This window comes from Streptomyces griseus subsp. griseus (genome assembly GCF_003610995.1).
GTDB lineage: Bacteria > Actinomycetota > Actinomycetes > Streptomycetales > Streptomycetaceae > Streptomyces.
This window is the reverse complement of the sequence record NZ_CP032543.1, coordinates 6,192,527-6,213,501: the sequence shown is the minus strand read 5'-3', so window position 1 is coordinate 6,213,501 and position 20,975 is coordinate 6,192,527. Positions and strand designations below refer to the sequence as shown.

Sequence of the window (20,975 nt, the reverse complement as noted above, 5' to 3'; positions counted from 1 at the left end):
CGGGCCCGGTGGGCCGGATCGTCAGGTCCGGCCCACCGGGGCACCCGCCTGGCGCGGCAGACTGACGGGAGCGGCTCCGGGCCGCCCATGCGTCTCCGTCCCCGTCCGCGCTTCCGTGAAGAAGGCTGACACCAGCTCCGCCACCTCGATCGCCCGCTCCAGGACCACCCAGTGGTCGGACTCGTCGATCGTCAGGAACCGGCTGCCCTCGATCGTCGCAGCGAACTCCCGCTGCCGCTGCGGCGAGGTGACCGTGTCGTGCTCCCCGGCGAAGACCAGCGCCGGTACACCGCTGAGCCCGCCGGAGAAGTCCGGCCGGTCGGCCAGCGCCCGGTAGAGCGAATTGGTCGCGTGCGGCGAGTGGGTGAGCGCGTGCAGGAACGAGCGGCGCACATAGCGGCGGGCCAACTCCCGCCTGTGCACGACCCGTTCGGGGTCCAGGCACATCAGCGCATCGGCGGCCAGCGCCGCGAACCCCTCACGGTCCCCGCCCGCCAGCACCTCCCGCGCCCGCTCCCAGCGCGCCACCTGGGCGGCGTCGATATGGACCGGTACGCCGCCGAGGACGAGCCGCGCCACCCGCTCGGGGTGGCGCTGGGCGAAGCCGAAGGCGATGGCGGTGCCGTACGAGAAGCCGAAGAGGTTCAGCCGGGGGGCGCCCAGGTCGTCGGCGATTCCCAGGACGGCCCGGCGCAGGATGTCGGCGCTGGGGCCGGGCGGCAACGGGTCGGCGGAGCCCATGCCGGGCAGGTCGGCGGTGACCACGTCGGTGGCCGGGCCCAGGTGGTCGTCCATCTGGGGCCAGCCGTACATGCCCTGGAGGGCACCGCCGAGGACGAGCGCGGGTTCGGTGACGGGGGCCGCGCCACCGCTGCGGTCGTACGGCAGGACGCGGTAGCCGTAACGGACTCCGTCCACGGACAGCGTCCGGATGATCTCCTCGGGCATGGCTGTTCACCCACTCCCTTCCGGTCAGGCCCTGGTGAGGACGAGTGCCGCGTTGTGGCCGCCGAAGCCGAGCGAGGTCTTCACCGCGCAGTCGAAGGAGGCGCTACGGGCCTCCTTGGCGACGACGTCCATCGCGATCTGCGGGTCGGGGGCGTCCAAGTTGACCGTGGGCGGGACCAGTTGGTGCTGGAGGGCGAGCACGGTCAGCGCGGCCTCGATGCCGCCGGCCGCGCCGAGGGTGTGGCCGGTCATCGCCTTGGTGGAGGTGACCAGGGGGCTCTCGCCGAGGACGCGGCGGAGCATGGTCGCCTCGATGAGGTCGTTGGAGAGCGTCGAGGTGCCGTGGGCGTTGACGTGTCCGACGTCGGCCGGGGAGAGCCCGGCGTCCAGGAGGGCGGTGCGCAGGGCCCGTTCGATGCCGAGGCCTTCGGGGTCCGGGGCGACGGCGGAGTGGGCGTCGCTGGAGGCCCCGTAACCGTTCACCTGCGCGCGGACGGTGGCACCGCGGGCGCGGGCGTGCTCGGGGTGTTCCAGGACGAGGAGGCCCGCGCCCTCGCCGACGACGAAGCCGTCCCGGTGGGTGTCGAAGGGGCGGCAGGCGGCCGTGGGGTCCTCGCGGCGGGTGGAGACGGCCTTGAGGCTGCACGCGCTGGCGATCAGGAGGCGGGTGCAGGTGGATTCGGCGCCGCCCGCGATGACGATGTCGCAGGCCCCGGAGCGGAGCATCTGGTGGGCGGTGCCGATGGCGACGGTGCCGGAGGAGCAGGCGGTGGAGACGGCCTGGCTGGGGCCCTGGACGCCGAGGTCCAGACTGACGCTGCTGGCCGCGCCGTTGACCACGCTGAGGGGCGCGAGCTTCGGGGAGACCCGGCGGGCGCCGCGCCCGGCGAGGACCGCGTGCTGCTCGTCGTAGAAGGGCAGCCCGCCGTGGGCGGAGCCGATGACGATGCCGACGCGGCCGCCGTCCCAGACGGCCGGGTCCAGACCGGCGTCCGCGACCGCCTCACGGGCGGCGATGACGGCGAGCTGGGCGAAGCGGTCCATCAGCCGCTGGGCGGCCACCCCGAGCACCTCGCGCGGGTCGCAGTCGGTGACGGAGTAGAAGAAGTCGCAGGGCAGGCCGTCGAGTTCGGGCCGGGGGCCGACGGAGGGGGTGAGGCCCTCGGTGACGCCGCGCCAGGCCGCCCGGGCGCCCGTACCGGCCGCGGTGACCAGACCGACCCCGGTGACGGCGGCGGCGAACGGGGCGAGCGGCGTGCGGCGGTAGGGCGCGGGGGCCGCCGGCGCGCTCATGCGGTCGCCTTGACGTGGACGACCTCGATCAGCCGGCCGAGGGTGTCGCGCGAGGTGAGCGCGACGTCCTCCAGGTCGACGTCCAGCCGGTCCTCGATGAGCAGCCGCAGCTCCTCCAGGGCGAGGGAGTCCAGCCGCAGCCGGTGCAGCGGAACGTCGGGGCGCAGCGCCTCGGGGTCGGTTCCGAACTTCGCTACCAGCAGGGCGCTGATCTCTTCCGAGGTGGTCATTGGCGCTCCTGGGCTCAGTGACGCGGTGACGCCGGCCGCGCGGTCGGGGGTGAGGTGGGGAGGGTCCATCGGAGGACGCCGGCTGCTCCGGAAGGACCCTTTATACGCCTTCACCGAGGGGTTCCCGGTCCGCGTTCCCCCGTGCGGTGGGAGCTCTGTCCAGGTGTACGAATCCCCGGTGCGGCCGGGCGGGGGTGCAGGATGGAGGGACGGACCGTACGAGGTGAGGAGAGGCCCATGGCGGCGGAAGCGGACGGAGCGGCGGAGGCCGAGGTCAGCCCCACCGGCTGGGTGGCCCGGCAGGCGGAGCTGTACGAGTCGTCCGGCGGCACGAAGGGCACGACGCAGCTCGGGGTCCCCTGTCTGCTGATGGACTACGTGGGGCGGCGCAGCGGGGTCGTGCGGCGGACGGTGCTGATGTACGGGCGGGACGGTGAGGACTATCTGATCGTGGCCTCCAACGGCGGCTCGGACCGCCCGCCGCTCTGGTACCTGAACCTCCGGGCCGACCCCGAGGTCGGGCTCCGCGTGGGGACCGAGCGCTTCCCGGCCGTCGCGTCGACCCTCCCGGCCGAGGAGAAGGCCCGGGTCTGGCCGGGTCTGGTGGCGCTGTTCCCGCGCTACGCGCAGTACCAGGCGGGCACCGAGCGCGACATCCCGGTGGTCCGGCTGACCAGGACCTGACCGGGGCCCGGCCGCCCCGGGCGGCGTGATACTGATCGACCGACCCTTGTCGACGCTCTGTCGATGTGTCCGAGAGGAGCCGTTCATGACGACGGCGAAAGACCTGTTCATCATCGCCATGGATCCGAGGCCGGAGCGTTCCGTGGGGCAGGGCGACCTGTCGCTCGCACTCGCGGGGGCCGAGCTGATCGATCTGATCGACGCGGGCGCCCTCACCGTGGACGAGGACCGCATCGTGCCGGGCGGGCCGTCGACGCCGCGGGACGGGCTCCTGGGCGAGGCGGCGGCGCTGCTCACCCGGCAGCAGCCGTACGAGCGCATCGAGGACTGGCTGTGGCGCCGGGGCCGGGACCTCTCGGCCGCGTACCAGGCCGCATTGGAGGAAGCCGGTGAGCTGACCCGGGAGCGGAGCGGCCTGCTCTCCTTCGGCTCGAAGCGCGTGGCGCCGGCCGACACCCCCGCCCGTCGCGGGGCGGCCGAGCGCTGGGAGGCGCGGGAGCCCGTCCTGGCCGCCCTCGCCTCGGCGGTGGGCGTCGAAGGCGGACGGCCCGAGGAGGAGACCGGGACCGACGGAACCGGCACCGGCGAACCCGGCTTCGACGAACCCGGCTTCGACGACGCGGTGACGGCCGTGGTGACCGCCGTCCACGACGCGGTGATGGAGCTGGAGGCGGTCCGCCAGCGGCGGACCATCGAGAACTCGGCCTTCGCCAACCTGTGGCGCGGCCCCTGAGCCGGGGAACACGCGGCCTCCGAGGCCGAGGGAGGACCACGGCCCCGCCCGGACCGGAGGCGAGCACCCCCCCTGCCCCGAGCGGGGAGTTCTGCCTAGACTCCGCGATCATGACCATCGAAACGGTTCAGGCCGACCCGTCCGCCCTCGGCGGCCCCGCTCTCTTCGACACCATGTCCACCATGCGCGCCATGCGCCGCCTCAAGCCGGACGCGGTCCCGGACGAGACGATCCATCAGCTCATACAGGCCGCCGTCTGGGGGCCCAGCGGCGGCAACATGCAGTGTTACGAGTACGTCGTGGTGACGGACCGCCAGGTGATGGCCCGGCTCGCACCGCTGTGGAAGCGGTGCGTGGACTCCTACCTCGCGACGACCGGGAAGCACGCGCCCCAGGGCATGGACGAGGCGGCGTACGGGCGGATGGTGGCGGCGATCGAGTACCAGCGCGACCACTTCGCCGATACGCCGGTGCTGGTCGTGCCGTGCTACCGCTTCCCGGAGCCGCGCCTCGACGAGGAGGGGCTGGCTCTCTCCGCGCGGGCGCTGGGCCCGGAGGCGAGTGAGCGGATGATGGCCTCTCAGACCCGGTTCCAGGCGCTGGCGGAGGGCTCCTGCGTCTATCCGGGCGTCCAGAACCTGCTGCTCGCCGCCCGGGGGCTCGGGCTTGCGGCGAACATCACCATCTGGCACCTGTTCCTGGAGCAGGAGTGGAAGTCGGAGCTGGGCATCCCGGAGGACATGGCGACGTTCGCCGCTGTTCCGGTGGGGTGGCCGCAGGGCAACTTCGGTCCGGTGCGGCGCCGCCCGGTGGCGGACGTCATCCACCGCGACCGCTGGTAGCGAAGGCGGGGCCGATCGGCCCATCACACCCCCTGTCGGGTGATTCACCCCGTCACCCGACAGGCCCTAATTGCCCATCAACTTCCTTACTTCGCAAGGCAGTTGTTCGGCGCGCCGCGACCCGGCCGTCATTGTCATGCCCTTCTCACCTCGCTAGCCTGGGTGCGCTCGCAGCCCCTCGGTCCCACACCCAGGGCCGAAGGCTTCTCTCTTCTCCTCCCGCGGATTTCCCCACAGATTCCCCACAGAGCAGGAGCACCCATGCCCAGAAGCCCCGTCCCCCGTACCCGGGCGCGCGCGTCCGTCCTGGCAGCCCTCACGGTCACGGCCCTGGTCGCCGCCGGCCAGCCCGCGTCCGCAGCCCCCGCCCCGCCCGCAGCCGAACCGCTGAACCGGGCCTTCGACCGGGCGGCGCAGGAGTACGGCGTACCGCGCGATCTGCTCGCCGCCGTCGGTTACGGCGAGAGCCGCCTCGACGGCCACGCGGGGCGGCCCAGCCAGGCGAACGGCTACGGCGTGATGCACCTGGCGAGCAACCCGGAGAACCGCTCCCTGGAGAAGGCCGCCGCGCTGACCGGCGAACCGGCCGACCGGCTGCGCCGGGACACCGCGGCGAACATCCTCGGCGGCGCCGCCGTCCTGCGCGACCACGCCGACCGCCTCGGCCTGGACCGCGCGGAGCGGCGCGATGTGAACGCCTGGTACCCGGCGGTCGCCCGGTACAGCGAGGCCGAGGGCCCGGCGGCGGCGCTCTACGCGGACACGGTGTTCACGTTCCTCGCCCAGGGGCTGGACGCGACGGCGCCCGGCGGCGAGAAGGTCCGCGTCCCCTCCCGCCCGGTCGCCCCGGAGAAGGAGGGGGTCTCCGCCACCGGGGTCTACGCGCAGAGCCCCGACTACCCCTCGGGCCTCTGGGTCCCCGCGTACTCCGGGAACTTCGTCGTCGGCCGCAAGGCGACCGTCGACAAGGTGATCATCCACACGACGCAGGGTTCGTACGCCGGCTCCATCAGCTGGTACCAGAACCCGGCCTCCGAGGTCAGCGCGCACTACACGATCCGCTCCTCGGACGGCGAGGTCACCCAGTCGGTCCGGGAGAAGGACACCGCCTGGCACGCCGGCAGCGTCAACTCCTCGTCCGTGGGGATCGAGCACGAGGGATACGTCGACAACCCGGCCTGGTACACGGAGGCGATGTACCGCTCCTCCGCCGCGCTCACCAAGCACCTCGCCGCGCGGTACAGCATCCCGAAGGACCGTTCGCACATCATCGGCCACAGCGAGGCGCCGGGGGCCACGCACACCGACCCCGGGCCCAACTGGGACTGGAACTACTACATGCAGCTGGTCGGGGGCAGCCCCGGCACCGGCGGTGACAGCCTGACCTTCCCCTCGTACGCCGTCCAGCAGTCGGGCTCGTCCGGCCCGCAGGTGAAGGCGATCCAGCAGCTGCTCAACGCCCAGGGGTACACGGCCGGCACGGCGGACGGCATCTTCGGCCCGACCACCAGGAGCGCCACCCAGGCGTTCCAGCGGGCCCGCTCCCTGACCGCCGACGGCGCGGTCGGCCCGAAGACCTGGACGGCCCTGCTCTCCGCCGGCACCACCCCCGCCCTCGCGCGCGGCAGCTCCGGCGACGCGGTGAAGCGCCTCCAGCGCTCCCTGACGGCGGCGCTCGGCACCACGGTGGGCGTCGACGGCAGCTTCGGCCCGACGACGGAGACGGCCGTGCGCGACTACCAGACCGGCCGCGGCCTGAGCGTCGACGGCAAGGTGGGCCCGGCCACGTGGGGGGCGTTGCAGGCCGGGCGCTGAGCGGGCAGGAGGTGACCGCGTGCCGGTGCGGCTCGGGGGCGGCCCCGCGCACCGGCACCGGATCACTCGGTGCCGCCGCCGACCGGGTATCCGATCTCCTTGATGTCCTCGGCCAGCTCGGCCGCCACCCGCTCGGGGTGGAGCGCGGCGACGACCTCGTCGGTCAGCGGCCGGAGCGCGTAGACGTGGCGTACGGCTTCGAGGTCGACCGGGACCTCGAAGTAGTCCTCCGCCCACTCCTGGTACGACTCGGGCGTGCCCGTGACGAGCAGCTGGAAGAGCCAGTCGGCACCGTCGGAGTCCTCACCGTCCTCCGGGAACTCGATGGTCCCCGCCCGCCAGCGCTCGTCGGTGCTCTCGCGCCAGAGGCAGGCGGTGACCACCGGCAGGCCGGACTCGTCGGTGAAAGCGGGCTCGTCCACGTACGGCCGGAAGGCGTCCGGGACCTCGTCGAGGACGCCGGGCCAGGGCGCGTCGTCCACGTAGGGGCTCATCGGCGACTCGTGGTCGAAGCCACGGGCGTAGACCCCGGCGGCGGAGAAGACCAGGGAATATTCCCCGCCCGAACCGTCGCGCATCGAGGCCATGGCCTCCGTGGGTGACCAGTGCGCGTCGAAGCTGTGCCAGCGGTGGTCCCATTCGGGGCACAGCACGGCATCCAGCATCGCCAGGGAGCGGCAGAGGTCGCTGAGGGGGATATGCCCGGCAGCCTGCGGGCAACGTCGTGAACGCTCATACGCTCATCCAACCGCATCCGCACACACCGGTATTCATGTGCTCCCCCGGGCGGGGCGGGGAGCCCTCGGAGGTGTCAGGCCACCGATGCCAGCGGCTGGCCGCTGCTGTCGTGGTGGATGGGGGTGTGGGCCCCGGTGAGCGGTACGCCGCTGCCGCCGCGCCGGACCGCGACGATCTCGGCGGCGATGGACAGGGCCGTCTCCTCCGGCGTACGGGCTCCGAGGTCGAGGCCGATCGGCGAGTGGAGCCGGGAGAGTTCGCGGTCGGTGAGGCCGACCTCGCGGAGGCGCTCGTCGCGCTCCAGGTGGGTGCGGCGCGAGCCCATCGCGCCGACGTAGGCGACCGGGAGGCGCAGGGCGGCCTCCAGCAGGGGCACGTCGAACTTGGCGTCGTGGGTGAGGACGCAGAGCACCGTACGGGCATCGGTCCCGGTGTCCGCGAGGTAGCGGTGGGGCCAGTCGACGACGATCTCGTCGGCCTCGGGGAAGCGGGCGGCGGTGGCGAAGACGGGGCGGGCGTCGCAGACGGTGACCCGGTAGCCGAGGAACTTCCCGGCCCGGACGAGGGCGGAGGCGAAGTCGATCGCACCGAACACGATCATGCGGGGCGGCGGCACGCTGGACTCGACCAGGAGCTGGACCGGGCGGCCGCAGCGGGAGCCCTCCGCGCCGATGGCGAGCGGTCCGGTGCGGCCCGCGTCCAGCAGGGCCCGGGTCTCGGCCGCGGCGGTCCGGTCCAGCGCCGGGTGGCCGCCGAGCCCGCCCTCGTAACTCCCGTCGGGCCGGACCAGGAGCGGGAGGCCGAGCAGTTCGCCGGGGCCCTCCGTGACGCGGGCCAGGGCGGCCGCCGCCCCCTCCGCGGCGGCCGCGAGCGCCGCGGCGAACACCGGGCGGGCTGGGTCGTCCGCCCGTACCGGTGTGACCAGGATGTCGATGACGCCGCCGCAGGTCAGTCCGACCGCGAAGGCGTCCTCGTCGCTGTAGCCGAAGCGCTCGCGGACGGAGTGGCCGTCCTCCAGGGCCTGTCGGCACAGCTCGTAGACCGCCCCCTCCACACATCCGCCGGAGACGGAGCCGATGGCCGTTCCGTCGGCGTCGACCGCGAGGGCGGCACCCGGCTGCCGGGGCGCGCTGCCGCCGACCGCCACCACCGTGGCGACGGCGAACTCGCGTCCCTGCGAGACCCACCGGTGAAGCTCTTCGGCGATGTCCAGCATGGCGTGTCTCCTTGAGTGAGGGAGGGGAAGGTCGGCCGGCCTCAGTGGACGCCGAGCCAGCTCTCGATCGGGTTGAGGGCGAAGAAGACGAGGAAGATCACCGTCAGCCCCCACATGAAGGCCCCGACCTCGCGGGCCCGGCCCTGGGCGAGCTTGATCGCGGAGTAGGCGATGACACCCGCGGCGACACCGGTGGTGATGGTGTAGGTGAAGGGCATCAGGACCACGGTCAGGAAGACCGGGATGGCGACGGAACGGTCGCTCCAGTCCACGTGCCGGGCGTTCTGCATCATCATCGCGCCGATGACGACGAGGGCGGCGGAGGCCACCTCGGTCGGCACGATCGCGGTGAGCGGGGTGAAGAAGAGGCAGGCGGCGAAGAAGAGGCCGGTGACGGCGGAGGCGAGCCCGGTCCGGGCCCCCTCCCCGACGCCGGTGGCCGACTCGACGAAGACCGTCTGGCCGGAGCCCGAGGCGACACCGCCGATGACGCCGCCGGCGCCGTCGATGAACAGCGCCTTGGACAGGCCCGGCATACGGCCCTTCTCGTCGGCGAGCTTGGCCTCGGTGCCGACGCCGATGATGGTGGCCATCGCGTCGAAGAAGCCGGCCAGCACCAGGGTGAAGACGATCATGCCGACGGTCATCACGCCGACGTCGCCCCAGCCGCCGAACTCGACGTTGCCGAAGAGCGAGAAGTCGGGGGTGGCGACCGCGCTGCCCTCCAGGGCGGGCGGGCCGCTGCTCCAGGACTTCGCGTCGATGTCGACGATCGCGTTGATGACGATGGCGACCAGCGTGCCGACGATGATGCCGATCAGGATCGCGCCGGGGATGTTGCGCGCCTGGAGCATGAAGATGAGGAGCAGGGTCACGCAGAAGATCAGTACGGGCCAGCCGGCGAGTTCACCGGCCGGGCCGAGGGAGACGGGGGTGGCCGTGCCCTGGTGGACGAAGCCGGCCTTGTAGAGGCCGATGAGGGCGATGAAGAGCCCGATGCCCATGGTGATGCCGTGCTTGAGCGCGAGCGGGATCGCGTTCATGATCATCTCGCGGAGGCCGGTGACCACCAGGAGGCAGATCACCACACCGTAGATCACACACATGCCCATGGCCTGCGGCCAGGTCATGTTCGGCGCGACCTGCGAGGCGAGCACACCGGAGACGCTGAGTCCGGCGGCGAGCGCCAGGGGCACCTTGCCGACGAAGCCCATGAGCAGGGTGGTCGCGGCCGCCGCGAAGGCGGTCGCGGTGATCAGGCCCGGCTGGCTGAGGAGGTTGCCGTTGACGTCCTCCCCGCCGAGGATCAGCGGATTGAGCAGGAGGATGTACGCCATGGCCATGAAGGTCGTGACGCCGCCGCGCACCTCACGCGCGACCGTGGAGCCTCGTTCGGATATGTGGAAGTACCGGTCGAGCCATGATCTTCCGGCGGGGACGCGCGAGCCGGGGCCCGCGGCTTCCGGACTGGTCTTCGGTTCCACTGACTGCTGGGTCATGATGCCTGACTCCCAAGGTTCACAGGGGCACCCGCTTGGAGATTCCTGAATGCGGGATTTGGGATGACTGCGTCGGCTGCACGACCCGGGGACGGCCGGGACGAACTGTTGAAGCAGATACGGATGTGCCGGCGGCACGGATGATCCGTGAGGCGCTGCCGTGCTGGTCGGGCACGGCGAAGAACCGCGAGCGGTGCGGTACTTGGTGCCTCCGGGCGGTGCGGGATGCGGAGAAGTGTGACGTTCTCGGCTCAGCACACCGCCCGGAGAGTCCGGGGGGGGCCGCTCGGGGCGCCGGGGCCGGGGATGACCCGGCCCCGGTCTCTCGGGCACCGGTCCTCCGGTGCCCGCTCTCAGGTACCGGTGAGGTGCTCGGGGCGTACCGGGGTCCTGTTGAGCTCCAGTCCCGTCGCGTTCCGGATCGCCGCGAGGACGGCCGGGGTGGACGACAGGGTCGGGGCCTCGCCGATGCCGCGCAGCCCGTACGGGGCGTGCTCGTCGGCGAGTTCGAGCACGTCGACGGGGATGGTCGGCGTGTCGAGGATGGTGGGGAGCAGGTAGTCCGTGAAGGAGGGGTTGCGCACCTTCGCGGTCTTCGGGTCGACGATGATCTCCTCCATCACCGCGACGCCCATGCCCTGGAGGGTGCCGCCCTGGATCTGGCCGAGGACGGAGAGCGGGTTGAGCGCCTTGCCGACGTCCTGGGCGCAGGCCAGTTCGATGACCTTGACCAGGCCCAGTTCGGTGTCGACCTCGACGACCGCACGGTGGGCGGCGAACGAATACTGGACGTGGCCGTTGCCCTGCCCGGTACGGAGGTCGAACGCCTCGGTGGGCCGGTGGCGCCACTCCAGCTCGATGTCGATCGCCTCGTCCTCCAGGACGTCGGCCACGTCCGCGAGGACCTCGCCGCCGTCGGTGACGACCTTGCCGCCCTCCAGGAGGAGTTCGGCGGTGGCCCAGGCCGGGTGGTAGGTGCCGAACTTGGTGCGGCCCAGCTCCAGGACCTTCTCGCGTACGGCTTCGCAGGAGTTCTTGACCGCGCCGCCGGTGACGTACGTCTGGCGGGAGGCCGAGGTGGATCCGGCGGAGCCGACCCGGGTGTCGGCGGGGTGGATGGTGACCTGGTTGACCCCGAGCTCGGTACGGGCGATCTGGGCGTGCACGGTGACGCCGCCCTGGCCGACCTCGGCCATCGCGGTGTGCACGGTGGCGACCGGCTCGCCGTTGATGACCTCCATCCGGACGCGGGCGGTGGAGTAGTCGTCGAAGCCCTCGGAGAAGCCGACGTTCTTCAGACCCACCGCGTAGCCGACACCGCGGACGACACCCTCGCCGTGCGTGGTGTTGGAGAGCCCGCCGGGCAGCGCCCGGATGTCGACGGAGGTGCCTTCGCTGCCCGCCGACAGCCACTCCTGCTCGGGCGGCAGCGGCCGGGACTTGACCCGGCGCAGCAGCTCGGCGACCGGGGCCGGCGAGTCGCAGGACTGTCCGGTGGGCAGCAGGGTGCCCTGTTCCATGGCGTTGAGCTGGCGGAACTCCACCGGGTCCATGTCCAGCTTCGCGGCGAGCTTGTCCATCTGCGCCTCGTAGGCGAAGCACGCCTGGACCGCGCCGAAGCCGCGCATCGCGCCGCAGGGCGGGTTGTTGGTGTAGAGGGCGACCGCCTCGATGTCGACGTCCTCGATCTTGTACGGGCCGACCGAGAGCGAGGAGGCGTTGCCGACGACCGCCGGGGAGGCGGAGGCGTAGGCCCCGCCGTCCAGGACGATCCGGCACTTCATGTGCGTGAGCTTGCCGTCCTTGGTGGCGCCGTGCTCGTAGTGGAGCTTCGCCGGGTGGCGGTGGACATGGCCGAAGAAGGACTCGAACCGGTTGTAGACGATCTTGACCGGCTTGCCGGTGCGGAGCGCCAGCAGGCAGGCGTGGATCTGCATCGAGATGTCCTCGCGGCCGCCGAAGGCCCCGCCGACGCCGGAGAGCGTCATGCGGACCTTCTCCTCGGGCAGGCCGAGGACGGGCGCGATCTGGCCGAGGTCCGAGTGCAGCCACTGGGTGGCGACGTACAGCTCCACCCCGCCGTCCTCGGAGGGCACGGCGAGACCGGACTCCGGGCCGAGGAAGGCCTGGTCCTGCATGCCGAAGACGTACTCGCCCCGGACGATGACGTCGGCGCGCTTGGCGGCCTCGTCGGCGTCGCCCCGGATGATCGGCTGGCGGTGCACGATGTTGGGGTGCGGGACATGGCCGATGTGGTGGTCGTCGCGGCCCTCGTGCACGAGCACGGCGTCGGGAGCGGTCGCCGAGGCCTCGTCGGTGATGAGGGGCAGCTCGCGGTACTCGATCTTGATCTTGGCGGCGGCGCGGCGCGCGGTCTCCGGGTGGTCGGCGGCGACGATGGCGACCGGCTCGCCGTGGTGGCGGACCTTGCCGTGGGCGAGGACCGGGGTGTCCTGGATCTCCAGGCCGTAGTTCTTCATCTCGGCCGGGAGGTCGTCGTAGGTCAGCACCGCGTAGACGCCGGAGGTGGCCAGCGCCTCGGAGGTGTCGATGGAGACGATCTCGGCGTGGGCGACGGTGGAGCGCAGCGTCTGGCCCCAGAGCATGTCCTCGTGCCACATGTCGGAGGAGTACGCGAACTCCCCGGTGACCTTGAGGGTGCCGTCGGGGCGGAGCGTGGACTCGCCGATGCCGCCCTTGGTGGGCGAGCCCTGGGTGATCTTGGTGGGGGTTCCGGCCGGTACGGTCTGCGCCGTGACGGGCGTCGTGGCTTCGGGGTGCGTCGTCATGACTGGACCGCCTCTCCCTGGCGGGCGGCCGCGAGGCGGACCGCGTCGAGGATCTTCTCGTACCCCGTGCAGCGGCACAGGTTGCCGGAGAGCGCCTCGCGGATGTCCTGGTCGGACGGGGAGGGGGTGTTCTCCAGCAGTTCGTCGGCGGCGACCAGCAGGCCGGGGGTGCAGAAGCCGCACTGGACGGCTCCGGCGTCGATGAACGCCTGCTGGATCGGGGAGAGTTCGACGGCCTCGCCGGTCTGGCCGTCGGTGGGCTTGGACTGCCAGCGCTTGGCGGCGTCCAGGGTGGTGCCGCAGGCGCCGGAGGCGCAGCCACCGCCGGGGTGGGCGTCCTCGCGGTGCTTGGCGTAGTCGGCCAGGCCCTCGACGGTGACGACCTCGCGGCCCTCGACCTGGCCGGCGGCGACCAGACAGGAACAGACCGGGACGCCGTCCAGGCGGACCGTGCAGGACCCGCACTCGCCCTGTTCGCAGGCGTTCTTGGAACCGGGCAGCCCCATACGCTCACGCAGCACGTAGAGAAGGGACTCGCCCTCCCACACGTCGTCGGCTTCCTGCGGACGGCCGTTGACCGTGAAATTGACTCGCATGGTTACGCAGCTCCTTCCAGCGTGCGGCCCGCGCCGCGGTACTGCTCCCAGGTCCAGCCGAGCGTGCGGCGGGCCATGATGCCGACCGCGTGCCTGCGGTACTTCGCCGTGCCCCGTACGTCGTCGATCGGGTTGCAGGCGCCCGAGGCGAGCGCGGCGAACTGCTTGGCGATGGCGGGGGTGATGATCTTGCCGCTCTCCCAGAACCCGCCCTCTTCGAGCGCGGCGTTCAGGAAGGCCTCCGCCTCCTTGGCCCGGACGGGCGTCGGGGCGGCGGAGCCGATGCCGGTGCGCACGGTGCGGGTCTCGGGGTGCAGGGCGATACCGAAGGCGCAGACGGCGATGACCATCGCGTTGCGGGTGCCGACCTTCGAGTACTGCTGCGGTCCGTCGGCCTTCCTGATGTGTACGGCGCGGATCAGCTCGTCCGGCTCCAAGGCGTTGCGCTTGACGCCTGTGTAGAAAGCGTCGATGGGAATCAGCCGTGTTCCGCGTACGGATTCGGCCTCCACCTCGGCCCCCGCGGCGAGCAGCGCCGGGTGGGCGTCCCCGGCGGGCGACGCGGTGCCCAGGTTGCCTCCGACCCCGCCGCGGTTGCGGATCTGCGGGGACGCGACGGTGTGCGAGGCGAGCGCCAGGCCCGGCAGCTCGGTGCGCAGGTGCTCCATGATGGCGCTGTACGGGACGGAGGCGCCGAGCCGCACGCTCTCCTGGCCCACCTCCCACTCGGACAGCTCACCGATGCGGTTCAGGTCCAGGAGGTACTCGGGCCGCCGGTGGTCGAAGTTGATCTCGACCATCACATCCGTGCCGCCCGCGATGGGCACAGCCGTGGGGTGCTCGGCCTTGGCGGCGAGCGCCTCCTCCCAGCTGGCGGGGCGAAGGAAGTCCATGAGTGGCTCTCTTCTTCTCAATCGGGTCGTTCACCGGGGCTGGGGACGGCCGGCCCTCGACTGGCTCGTGTGGCTCGTTCATGTGGTGTTCACGTGGTGTGTGGCCCAGTACACAAGCCAGGACCTGGTGGGTGCAGTCACCGAAACACTGAAGGAGTTGGCTGGTCTCCGTCCTCGTCTTGTAGATTCGAACGAATGGCGGGGATCAGTAACCTCGCCGTAATTCACAGGTACCCGTCCACCCCTGTGGCCCCCCACCCGACGTACCCCTTCACCCACCTGTTCCCCCCCTACAGAGATCGGCGGCGACGAGATGCGGCTGCGCGCACTGCTGGAGACCGACGCGCTGGGCCTGCGGCTGCTCGGCGGCGAGGACGAGCTGGACCGCACCGTCCGGGGCGTCATGACGACCGACCTGCGCGACCCCAGCCGCTACCTCTCCGGCGGCGAGCTGGTGCTGACGGGTCTGGCCTGGCGCCGGGACGCGAGCGACTCCGAGCCGTTCGTCCGGATCCTGGCGGGCGCCGGGGTGGCCGGGCTCGCGGCGGGTGAGGCCGAGCTCGGCGACATCCCGGCGGACCTGGTGGAGGCGTGCGTCCAGCACCGCCTGCCGCTCTTCGCGGTGCACGAGACCGTCGCGTTCGCAACGATCACCGAACATGTCGTACGCCAGGTCTCCGGCGAGCGGGCGGGTGATCTGGCGGCCGTGGTGGACCGGCACCGGCGGCTGATGACCTCGGGCCCGGCGGGTGGCGGCCCCGAGGTGGTCCTCGATCTCCTCACCTCCGACCTGGACCTCCACGCCTGGGTCCTCTCGCCCACCGGCCGCCGGATCGCCGGGGCCGGCGCCCCCCTGCCCGGCCCGCTGGGGGCGGCCCTGGCCGGGCACCACCTGGCCGCGACCCGCACCGGGCGGCGGGGGCCGTACCGGGCGGCCGTCGCCGGTACGACGTATTCGCTCTTCCCGATCCGGAACACCGGCCGGGGCGCGGTTCCGGCCACCCGTGACGTCCGGGAGTCGGTGCTCTCCGACTGGCTGCTCGCCGTCGAGGCCGACGCCTCGGACTGGCCCGCCGCCCGGCTGGACCTGCTCCAGGGCGTCACCCAGCTGATCGCCGTCGAACGCGACCGCCGGGACGCGGCCCGTACGGTACGCCGACGGCTCGCCCAGGAGGTCCTGGAGCTGGTCCAGACGGGCGCCGCCCCGGCCGAGATCGCCGCCCGGCTCCGGGTCGCCGCCCCGGTCCTGCTGCCGGGCCTCGGCGCCGCCCCGCAGTGGCAGGTCGTGGTGGCCCGGGTCGACTGGGCGGCCGCCGACGCGGCGGGCCCGGCGGGTGTCCCGGCCGAGCTGGCGGGCGGCCCGGTCGCCCAGGCCCTGCTGGAGGAGATCCTGGTCGACCCGGCGGTCAGCGGCTCCGACTCGGCCGACCGCATCGCCGTCGCCCACACGGGCGACGAGGCCATCGCCCTCGTACCGCTCCCCGCCGTGCCCGCCCCCCTCCCCGAGACGGTGGACGCCCCTGCCGACAACACGGCCGGGCCGGAGACCGGGTCCGGAGAGGCCCGGGCGGCACAGGACCCCGCGCTGCACGCCGACGCGCTGCTCGCCGCCGTACGCGAACCGCTCTCGGCGGGGCTCGCCGACGACGGGCGGCTGACACTGGGTGTCAGCGCGGCCGTCCACTCGGCCGAGGGGCTGCGCGGCGCTCTGGAGGAGGCCCGGCACGCCCGCCGGGTGGCGGCGGCCCGGCCGGGGCGGGTCTGCGCGGCCGGTCACCACGAGCTGGCCTCGCACGTGCTGCTGCTGCCGTTCGTCCCCGACGACGTCCGCCGGGCCTTCACCGCCCGGCTGCTGGACCCGCTGCGCGACTACGACCGGCGCCACCGCGCCGAGCTCATCGAGACGCTGGAAGCCTTTCTGGACTGCGACGGCTCCTGGACGCGGTGCGCGGCCCGGCTGCACCTCCATGTCAACACACTGCGCTACCGCGTCGGCCGGATCGAGCAGTTGACGGGCCGTGACCTTTCGCGTCTTGAGGACAAACTCGACTTCTTCCTCGCCCTGCGTATGAGCTGACCCGTGCGCCCCGCCGAGCTCCGGTGAGCTCCCCCCGTTTGTGAATTCCTTCACCTGACATCGGTCGGACCCCTTGGCCCGGCGTGCCAATCCGTGCTGAGATGCGGCCAGACTCAACAGCACAATGGCGCGCTCGGGGAGGGCAATGTGGCGGATACCGCCATGTCTGGTTCCGGAACGACAGCAGATGGCGATCCGCCGCTCCAGACAGCGGTATGGCGGTTGCGGTCCCGCGCCTGCTGGACGGATGCGGCCGCCCTGCTGGAGCCGTACGCGGCGAGCGACCCGGCGGCGGCCATCCAGCGCACCGCCCTGCTGACCGAACGGTGCCTCTACACCGGCGAGGGCTGGACCGACGCCGAGGACGCGCTGCGGAGCACGGAGGCGCTGGCCCGCAGCGACGACGAGCGCGGCGGGGCCGCCTGCGAGCGGGGCCACCTCGCCTACGCCTCGACCCTGCTGGGCGTACGGGACCGGGCCGACGAGGCGAGCGTGGCGCTGAGCCGGGCGGCGGCGCTGCTGGCGCCCACCGCGCCCGGACGGCCGCTGCTGGACTTCCGGCGCGGGCTGATCGCCCAGAACATCGCGGACTCCCCGCAGTCGGCCCGCGCCGCGTACCGCCGGGCGCACGCCGGGGCGGCCGCGCGCGGAGACGAGCTGCTGCTCTCCTTCACCTGGCGCCATCTCGCCGCTCTGGCGCTCCAGGAGGGCGAGCTGGCCGAGGCGCGGCACGGGTTCGCGGAGTCGCTGCGGATCCGGGAGGAGCTGGGCTATCTGGTCGGTACGGCCCCGGCGCTGATCTCCCTCGCGGAGGCGGAGCCCGAACCGGAGGCGGCGGACCGGCTGCGCGCGGAGGCGGGGCGGCTGTTCCGGCTGCTCGGCGGCGTGCCGACCTGGCTGGCGCCGCACCTCGGAGTCCCGGGGCCACGGCCGGCGGCGGCGAGCTGAGGACCGGGGCGCGGGGCCGGCACCCCGCGCCCGCCCCGAGGCCGGGCGCATCGGCACGAGGCGAGGACGGGGCCGGCGCAGGGGGAATCCGTCCGCGCCTGCGGCGTGGGCCGGGCTCGCGCGCCCGGTCAGAGCAGAACGCCCCCGGAGACCTCGACGCGCTGGGCGGTCATCCAGCGCAGGCCCTCGGAGGCCAGCGTGGCGATGGCGTCGCCGATCTCCTCGGGTTCGCCGACGCGGCCGAGCGCCGTCTGCCCGGCCAGGCCCTCGCGCATACCGGCGTCGTCCCGCATGGCACCGCCGTTGAAGTCGGTGGCGGTCGGCCCCGGGGCGATGGAGTTGACCCGGATGCCCCGGGGGCCGAGTTCCGCGGCCAGGGTGCGGCTCATGGCCTCGACGGCGGCCTTCGAGGCCGAGTAGACCGAGGTCGCGGGACTGGTGTGGCGCGTCAACGACGACGAGACGTTGATGACGTGGGCGCCTTTCGCCAGCATCGGCACCAGCGCCTGGACGAGGAAGAACGTGCCCCGCACGTTCGTGCCGAACACCGTGTCGAAGTCGGCGGCCGTGACCGCTTCCAGCGGACCGAAGACGCCCACCCCCGCGTTGTTGACCACGATGTCCAGCCGCGAAGCCCCCCAGCGCTCCAGCAGTCCGCTCAGCTCGGAGGTGAAGGCCCCGAAAGAGGCGAGGTCGGCGAGGTCGAGACGCACGACGGCCGTGCTCCCGCCCGCGGCGCGCACGTCCCGCGCCGTCTCCTCGGCCCCGGCCGCATCACCGCGGTGCGTGACCACGACCCGCACCCCGCGCGCCGCCAGCGCAAGAGCCGTACTCCGGCCCAGACCACGGTTGGCACCGGTCACCAGAGCGATTCTTCCGGCTGTCATCGGCTACTCCCTCATCGCGCGGCACCGGAGTGGCGTCGGGCACCGCCGCCAGTTACGAGTCACTTGACTCGCCTTTCACTGGCAGCGTAGGCACGCACGGAGAGGCGAGTCAAGTGACTCGCCTCGGAGCCAGGGCATACTGGGCGCATGGCAGCAGAGCTCTCCGCACACCACCGCCGTCTGGCCCAGCAGAAGCGTGCGGCGATCATCTCCGCGGCGACGGACCTCTTCCTGAACCACGGTTACGACGGCACGTCCCTCGCCCGCATCGCGGAAGGGGCGGCGGTCTCGAAGTCCACCCTGTTCAAGCAGTTCCCCACCAAGGCGGCCCTCTTCGAGGCCATCGTGACCGAGTCCTGGCAGCGCGATGCCGCCGGCGCCGTAGCGCGGCCCGAGGCCGGAGACCTGCGTTCCGGCCTGACCTCCATCGGCCACCGCTACGCCGACCTGATGGGCCGGCCCGGCATGACAGCCCTGTTCCGCATCGTCATCGCCGAGCTGCCCCGCTTCCCCGAACTGGGACGGATGCAGTTCCAGCTCGGCAAGCTGCCCTACTTCACCTCGGTCCAGCGCTACCTGGAGGCGGAGCACAAGGCCGGCAACGCCGACGTTCCGGACGCCGAGAGCGCCGCCAACCAGTTCCTCGGGATGATCGCCAACTACGTCCTGTGGCCCCGCATGCTGCTGACCGACTGGAACCCCACGGCCTCCGACATCCGCTACTCCGTCGAGCAGGCGGTGGAGACCACGCTCGCCCGCTACGCCCCCGGCCGTCGGACCTGACCCGCGGCCGGAGCGCGTACGCCGGAGCGCGCCCGCCGGGTCAGCCTTCCGCGCCCGTGAAGTGCTCCCGTACGAGCGCCTGGACGACGGCCAGGTCCTGGGCGGTCAGGGCGTCCAGCAGCGCGGTGTGCTCGGCGGCGTCCGCCAGCAGGTCGGCGCGGCGGGTGGCCGGACCGGCGACCGGCGGCCACTGCGAGCGGCGGTGCAGCTCGTCGGCGACGGCCACCAGCTGCTCGTTGCCCGCCAGGGCGAGGACCGCGCGGTGGAAGGCCCGGTCGCACTCGGCGTAGCCCGCCCGGTCGCCCACGGCCGCCGCCGTGACCGTCGCGTCGGCCAGCGGCCGCAGCGCGCACCACCGGTCCGCCGGGACGGTGCGGGCCAGTCGCAGCATCACCGGTACCTCGATCAGGGCACGCACCTCGGCCAGCTCCGCCAGCTCACGGGGCCCGCGCTCACTGACCCGGAAGCCCCGGTTCGGCACCACCTCGACGGCGCCCTCGGTGGCCAGCTGCTGCATCGCCTCGCGCACCGGGGTGGCGGAGACCCCGAAGCGGCCGCCGAGGGCGGGGGCTGAGTAGACCTGGCCGGGGGTCAGCTCGCCGTCGACGAGAGCGGCGCGCAGGGCCTGGAGGATCTGGCCCCGGACGGAGTGACGGACCACACGCGGTGCGGGCGGCTCGCCGTGGGTGTGCTCGCCCCGGACCACCGCCATGTCCTGCGGACGGTCGCCGCGCACCTGTTCGGGCACCCGGCCGGCCGCCGAGGCGTCGGCGCACGCGCCGGGCGCGTACGGCGGCCGTACGTCCTCACGCGCGCTGCTCTGCTCCACCCGGACCTCCTAGGGGTGTCTTGCCTGCCGCGCCGGCCGGCTCGCGCGGGCCCGGCCCCCCGTGCACGATAGAGGGAGGAGGCCGCAGTTCAAACATCGATCGCGTCGGGTAAGGTAAGCCTTACCTGCAAACGATCCCGATTCGGTGGTCCCTGCATGACCCTCACTCCGCTGCTCACCGGCGCCGCGACGTCCCCTGTGACCGCCGCGTACGCCCGTCTGACCGAGGTCTTCCCCGGGCTGCGCGCCGAGGTGCTGGACGAGGGCGCGAGCGCCCCGTCCGGCGCCGGCTGGGTCGGCGCGGCCGAGCTGGCCGCCGGCGGACCGGCCGTGGACACCTTCCTCGCCTGGGACAACGCCCAGGTGCTCCGGGACTACGGACAGCAGGCCCGCCCCGACGTGGTGGCCAGCTTCGGCCTCCACCGGTACGCCTGGCCCGCCTGCCTGCTGGTGACCGTGCCCTGGTTCCTCCAGCGGCGGGTGCCGCGCGTCCCGGTGGGGGACGTCGCCTTCCAGCGGGCGCTGGGACACCTGACCGTACGGGTCCGCGAGTTCGCCTGCCTGCCGGACGACCCGGCGGCCGGGCTGCCCGGCGCCCGGGTGGTGGCCGACGAGGAGGCGCTGCGGGCCGAGGTCCTGGCCGCCCTCACCGAGCACCTGGAGCCGGTGCTGACGGGGTTCGCACCGCGCATGCGGCGGGGGAAGCGGGCGCTGTGGGGGATGGCGACGGACGAGATCGTCGAGGGCCTCTGGTACGTCGCGCATCTGCTCGGCGAGGAGCGCCGCGCGATGGCCGAGCTGGAGCTGCTGCTCCCCGGCACCACGAAGCCGTACGTCGGCACCGCGGGCTTCCGCGAGCTGACCGGACCGGAGGGGCAGTCGCTGCCGACCCGGGACCGGGCGAGCTGCTGCCTCTTCTACACCCTGCGCCCCGAGGACACCTGTGTGACCTGCCCGCGTACCTGTGACGCGGACCGGGTGCGGAAGCTCGCCGCGGCTTCCTGATCCACACCGCCCGTCCGGATGACGTGGAATCGAATGCGACTCGGTTGAACCGCGCGGCCGTTCGAGAAGATTCCACCCATCGATAGCCTCTCCCACCCCCATGGCGTGCTCTTGTCCCGAAACCCGCGGAGCGGCACGGGAATTCCGTCACGATGGCGCACGAAACGCCC

Annotated in this window: 18 protein-coding genes and 1 pseudogene; 8 read left to right on the top strand and 11 right to left on the bottom strand. The window is 72.8% G+C overall.

Annotated features, from left to right (window positions below):
- Nucleotides 1–21: 21 nt before the first annotated feature.
- Genes D6270_RS27890 through D6270_RS27880 form a run of 3 tightly spaced genes read right to left on the bottom strand, consistent with a single transcriptional unit; the run spans nucleotide 22 to nucleotide 2,471 of the window.
- Entirely contained in the window at nucleotides 22–948 is a 927-nt protein-coding gene (locus D6270_RS27890; protein WP_109162938.1) for an alpha/beta fold hydrolase, read from the bottom strand.
- 24 nt (nucleotides 949–972) lie between these two features.
- The gene (locus D6270_RS27885; RefSeq protein WP_109162939.1) at nucleotides 973–2,241 is read right to left on the bottom strand and encodes a beta-ketoacyl-[acyl-carrier-protein] synthase family protein; all 1,269 of its coding nucleotides are present in this window, start codon (nucleotides 2,239–2,241) and stop codon (nucleotides 973–975) included.
- The gene (locus D6270_RS27880; RefSeq protein ID WP_093686543.1) at nucleotides 2,238–2,471 is read right to left on the bottom strand and encodes an acyl carrier protein; all 234 of its coding nucleotides are present in this window, start codon (nucleotides 2,469–2,471) and stop codon (nucleotides 2,238–2,240) included. The genes D6270_RS27885 and D6270_RS27880 overlap by 4 nt, the downstream gene beginning before the upstream one ends.
- A 237-nt stretch (nucleotides 2,472–2,708) precedes the next feature.
- Here D6270_RS27880 and D6270_RS27875 point away from each other — a divergent pair, with 237 nt between their 5' ends.
- The 4 genes from D6270_RS27875 (at nucleotide 2,709) to D6270_RS27860 (ending at nucleotide 6,545) form a co-directional block, all read left to right on the top strand.
- Nucleotides 2,709–3,155, top strand: coding sequence for a nitroreductase family deazaflavin-dependent oxidoreductase (locus D6270_RS27875; protein ID WP_109162940.1), 447 nt, complete (start codon nucleotides 2,709–2,711; stop codon nucleotides 3,153–3,155).
- Between the two features lie 85 nt (nucleotides 3,156–3,240).
- Nucleotides 3,241–3,888 carry a GOLPH3/VPS74 family protein gene (locus D6270_RS27870; RefSeq protein ID WP_109162941.1) on the top strand — a complete coding sequence of 216 codons (648 nt, stop codon included), beginning with the start codon at nucleotides 3,241–3,243 and terminating at the stop codon, nucleotides 3,886–3,888.
- Nucleotides 3,889–3,998: 110 nt separating this feature from the next.
- Nucleotides 3,999–4,730 (top strand): nitroreductase family protein, encoded by a 732-nt coding sequence (locus tag D6270_RS27865; RefSeq protein WP_109162942.1) that lies wholly within the window; start codon nucleotides 3,999–4,001, stop codon nucleotides 4,728–4,730.
- Between the two features lie 261 nt (nucleotides 4,731–4,991).
- Nucleotides 4,992–6,545, top strand: a complete 1,554-nt coding sequence (locus D6270_RS27860; RefSeq protein WP_109162943.1) for a peptidoglycan-binding protein — start codon at nucleotides 4,992–4,994, stop codon at nucleotides 6,543–6,545.
- 62 nt (nucleotides 6,546–6,607) lie between these two features.
- On the opposite strand, the pseudogene D6270_RS27855 reads toward D6270_RS27860, so the two are convergent.
- From D6270_RS27855 to D6270_RS27830, 6 genes and pseudogenes are all read right to left on the bottom strand, one after another.
- A pseudogene (locus D6270_RS27855) lies at nucleotides 6,608–7,281 on the bottom strand (hypothetical protein).
- A gap of 75 nt (nucleotides 7,282–7,356) precedes the next feature.
- Nucleotides 7,357–8,499: an XdhC family protein gene (locus D6270_RS27850; RefSeq protein ID WP_109162945.1), complete on the bottom strand. Its 1,143-nt coding sequence runs from the start codon at nucleotides 8,497–8,499 to the stop codon at nucleotides 7,357–7,359.
- 41 nt (nucleotides 8,500–8,540) lie between these two features.
- The gene (locus D6270_RS27845; protein WP_109162946.1) at nucleotides 8,541–9,998 is read right to left on the bottom strand and encodes an NCS2 family permease; all 1,458 of its coding nucleotides are present in this window, start codon (nucleotides 9,996–9,998) and stop codon (nucleotides 8,541–8,543) included.
- 353 nt (nucleotides 9,999–10,351) lie between these two features.
- Nucleotides 10,352–12,787 (bottom strand): xanthine dehydrogenase family protein molybdopterin-binding subunit, encoded by a 2,436-nt coding sequence (locus D6270_RS27840; protein ID WP_109162947.1) that lies wholly within the window; start codon nucleotides 12,785–12,787, stop codon nucleotides 10,352–10,354.
- Nucleotides 12,784–13,383, bottom strand: coding sequence for a (2Fe-2S)-binding protein (locus D6270_RS27835; RefSeq protein ID WP_109162948.1), 600 nt, complete (start codon nucleotides 13,381–13,383; stop codon nucleotides 12,784–12,786). Before D6270_RS27835 ends, D6270_RS27840 begins: the two co-directional genes overlap by 4 nt.
- 2 nt (nucleotides 13,384–13,385) lie before the next feature.
- Nucleotides 13,386–14,276 (bottom strand): FAD binding domain-containing protein, encoded by an 891-nt coding sequence (locus D6270_RS27830; protein WP_109162949.1) that lies wholly within the window; start codon nucleotides 14,274–14,276, stop codon nucleotides 13,386–13,388.
- A gap of 313 nt (nucleotides 14,277–14,589) precedes the next feature.
- Between D6270_RS27830 and D6270_RS27825 the strand changes: the two genes are divergently transcribed.
- Together D6270_RS27825 and D6270_RS27820 are read left to right on the top strand one after the other, a co-directional pair.
- Complete coding sequence (locus D6270_RS27825; RefSeq protein WP_109162950.1) at nucleotides 14,590–16,353, top strand: PucR family transcriptional regulator ligand-binding domain-containing protein; 1,764 nt, start codon at nucleotides 14,590–14,592, stop codon at nucleotides 16,351–16,353.
- Nucleotides 16,354–16,515: 162 nt separating this feature from the next.
- Nucleotides 16,516–17,301: a hypothetical protein gene (locus D6270_RS27820; protein ID WP_109162951.1), complete on the top strand. Its 786-nt coding sequence runs from the start codon at nucleotides 16,516–16,518 to the stop codon at nucleotides 17,299–17,301.
- Between the two features lie 128 nt (nucleotides 17,302–17,429).
- Here the strand turns inward: D6270_RS27820 and D6270_RS27815 are convergent, their stop codons facing one another.
- Nucleotides 17,430–18,188: an SDR family NAD(P)-dependent oxidoreductase gene (locus D6270_RS27815; RefSeq protein ID WP_109162952.1), complete on the bottom strand. Its 759-nt coding sequence runs from the start codon at nucleotides 18,186–18,188 to the stop codon at nucleotides 17,430–17,432.
- Nucleotides 18,189–18,335: 147 nt separating this feature from the next.
- Here D6270_RS27815 and D6270_RS27810 point away from each other — a divergent pair, with 147 nt between their 5' ends.
- Nucleotides 18,336–18,971: a TetR/AcrR family transcriptional regulator gene (locus D6270_RS27810; protein WP_109162953.1), complete on the top strand. Its 636-nt coding sequence runs from the start codon at nucleotides 18,336–18,338 to the stop codon at nucleotides 18,969–18,971.
- A 40-nt stretch (nucleotides 18,972–19,011) separates the two neighbouring features.
- On the opposite strand, the gene D6270_RS27805 is transcribed toward D6270_RS27810, so the two are convergent.
- The gene (locus D6270_RS27805) at nucleotides 19,012–19,800 is read right to left on the bottom strand and encodes a GntR family transcriptional regulator (RefSeq protein WP_109162954.1); all 789 of its coding nucleotides are present in this window, start codon (nucleotides 19,798–19,800) and stop codon (nucleotides 19,012–19,014) included.
- Between the two features lie 156 nt (nucleotides 19,801–19,956).
- On the opposite strand from D6270_RS27805, the gene D6270_RS27800 reads away from it, so the two are divergent.
- Nucleotides 19,957–20,805: a (2Fe-2S)-binding protein gene (locus D6270_RS27800; protein ID WP_109162955.1), complete on the top strand. Its 849-nt coding sequence runs from the start codon at nucleotides 19,957–19,959 to the stop codon at nucleotides 20,803–20,805.
- Nucleotides 20,806–20,975 lie beyond the last annotated feature (170 nt).